Origin of the sequence: Roseibium sp., from assembly GCF_025698965.1 — a bacterium.
Classification (GTDB): domain Bacteria; phylum Pseudomonadota; class Alphaproteobacteria; order Rhizobiales; family Stappiaceae; genus Roseibium.
In genome coordinates, this window is record NZ_JAILWL010000663.1 from 1 (window position 1) to 2,641 (window position 2,641).

2 protein-coding genes and 1 pseudogene are annotated in these 2,641 nt (G+C 51.7%); all 3 read right to left on the reverse strand.

The window, feature by feature from the left end:
• A pseudogene (locus tag K5905_RS31285) lies at positions 1-693 on the reverse strand (hypothetical protein); the annotation flags it as partial.
• Between the two features lie 227 nt (positions 694-920).
• Entirely contained in the window at positions 921-1,991 is a 1,071-nt protein-coding gene (locus K5905_RS31290; protein WP_297591621.1) for a GGDEF domain-containing protein, read from the reverse strand.
• Positions 1,992-2,299: 308 nt separating this feature from the next.
• Positions 2,300-2,641: hypothetical protein (locus K5905_RS31295; protein WP_297591622.1), on the reverse strand; the 342-nt coding region annotated here is incomplete at its 5' end.

Genomic DNA, 2,641 nt, shown 5'->3' on the forward strand with positions numbered 1-2,641 from the left:
CGTCAAGGGATCTTCATCTGCCTGCTGCCGATAGTTCAAGAGCGTACGCTCCAGTGTCATTGCAACTACGGAGATCAGGGAACAAACCATTGCGACAAGAATGGTCAGTAAAAGATAAGGAAGCGCGTAAGAAGGAAATGACGCCAGATAATTCTCGTAAGCTGATGTGCTGAAAAATATGGCCATACCCAAATAGGCAACACATTCCAGTGCGGAACTGACGGCATAAATTTTTGCCGTATGCAGGCGCTCCCGATTGCATTTGACTGCGATCCAGACACTCCAAAGCACCAGAAAGACCATCACGGCTTCGTTGTAGTTCACACGTGCCGGCAGATTGTTTCTAAAGGCGGGAATGAAGCACAACAGCACCCAGACCCCTCCGACAGCCCCCGCGATCCAGATCCGTTTCGGCATCTGAAAAAATGCTGAGACCGCGCTTCTGCGCAACCCGGTACCGAAGAGGATCAGAAAGTTGGCTAGAACCAGTGTGATGCTGTCAGGAAGAAGCCCTCGCAAACCCAGAAAAAAGGTACCGATTCCACCTAAAAGCAATGCCGCAGACCAGAGCCCGGTTGACCACCTTGTTTCGGAATTCGGGTGTTTCCAGAAAAGAAAAAGAGACGCGAGAACGGCGCTGCCTGCCAGTTCGGCAACCATCAAACACGTAAAAAGTGTTGTTGCGTCAAGCAACTCTTCTCCCCCACCAGACGATTCGCCCTCTCGAAACGCACTTCAAAGTATACATTGATTGTGACTGACCCAAAACAAGCGGACCACGAAGAGACCTGCATCCAATTGGAAATGGCAATAATCGGCATACTTCAGCGCCACGAAGTCTTGCGCTTTGCAGGACCTCCGCCACCAAAACACAGCGGGTTTTGTTCAAATCAGGGCCTGTTACTGATCCGAAACAGATCCTAGGCGACTTTTTTCCGCAGAAAGGAAAAACCCGCAATACGCGAGCTTTTCGTCAAACCTCCCCCGGGCGTGAGGTCCATGGCGACAACCTGTGCCTGCCCCTGTTGTTTCGCCTTGTGCAGCCCCCGGCCCGCAACTTCCATAGCCCTTTCCAGGTCGACCCCCGAATGAGTAGTTACAAGGCCAACGCTCGCCGAGACCAACAATTTGCCTTCAGATGCCTCCTGACACGAATGTCCGAATTGTCTGCATATGCGCTGGGCTGTCAGCATCGCAAATTCCTTGTCGGCTCCCGGCAAAAACACAACGAATTCCTCCCCTGTGATGCGCCCTTGCATGGCGTTTTCGCCCGTTGTGTCTTTCAGCACCCGGCCAAACAGGCGCAATACCGCATCTCCCATGGCATTGCTGAAAGTCTCGTTGACCGAGTTGAACCTGTCCAGATCCAGCATGATCACGCTGTAGACCTGTTCTTCCGATTTCCGGTCGGCAACCCAGGAACTGGCATTATCCAGAAAGGCGCGCCGGTTCGGCAAACCGGTCAGAGCGTCCTGCAGCGCCTGCTCCTTGAAGCCCAAAAGAGAACGTTCGATCACCATGCAGGGCGGCAGAACAAAGGTCATGATGCTCGAGAACAGAAGCGTGACCAGGTAAACGGTCATGAAGCTTTCCGGAAACGATGATAGATAGTCGGGGAAAGTGTGCAGGTTCTGATGCAAAACAAACCAGACAAAGGCAGCGCATTCAGACAACATGGTCACTCCAAGCAATCGAACGGAGCGCAGCTTTTCCCTGTTATCCCGGAACGCCATCCAGACAATCCAGAGACAGTTCAGTATCAGGAACGAATAAAGGTAGTTGATCCTGGCAACCAGGTTTTCTCTGAAGGGAGGAAAAAAGCAGAGTGCGACCCATAGGAGCGTTACCACCGCACCCACCCCAAAATGCCGCTTCTGGCCAAGAAATACAGCCAACCCGCTACGACGCAAAGCTGCTCCGGCAAGGATAAGCGCATTGCTTGTCACAATGCTCAGCCCGTCAGGTATTGCTCCCCGCATGGCTACCAGCATTGAGCCGCAACCGATCAGGAAAAAACCGGCGGACCACAAACTAAGGCTTTGCGTGCACGAGTTTCCCCGCGAGTTCCAGAAAAAGCAAAAAAGAAGGAGAATTGCACTTCCGGCAATTTCAGCAACCGTCAGACATGTAAATAATGTCGGAGTATCAAGTGTCATATACGTTAAATTCCAGCCCCTTACGGGCTGGCAAGGTAACGTTCAAGTTGTAAAGGAATACTTATAATTTCACAGTTTCGGAGATTGGAATATAAGGCAATTTCAACGGAAGAGCTTTTGTTTTCTCAATCGAGGTCGAGCCGTTATTGCGTCGCCAGAGATTCCAGATAGACCTGGGTGGCCTCACGCTCTTCCGGATTGATCAAGCCACTGGATTTACCGGGATAACCGCTGAGCCCATACCCCTCCGGCACCGGTACATTGGAGCTTGTGGGCCCTCTGTCCGATCTCACAGCGTCCACCAGCGGTGTCCCTGGACCGACTGCACAGGCACCAAGACTGAAGACAAGCAAAAGACCGCATATCGAAAAAACCGTTCTGCACATATCTTTTACCTTCCTATCGTCAGACTCATTAAGTTCAAGATTCGCCTGCAACAGCAAGTCGAATCGCTTTGTGATTGCGAAGGTTCGTGATGTCGACTT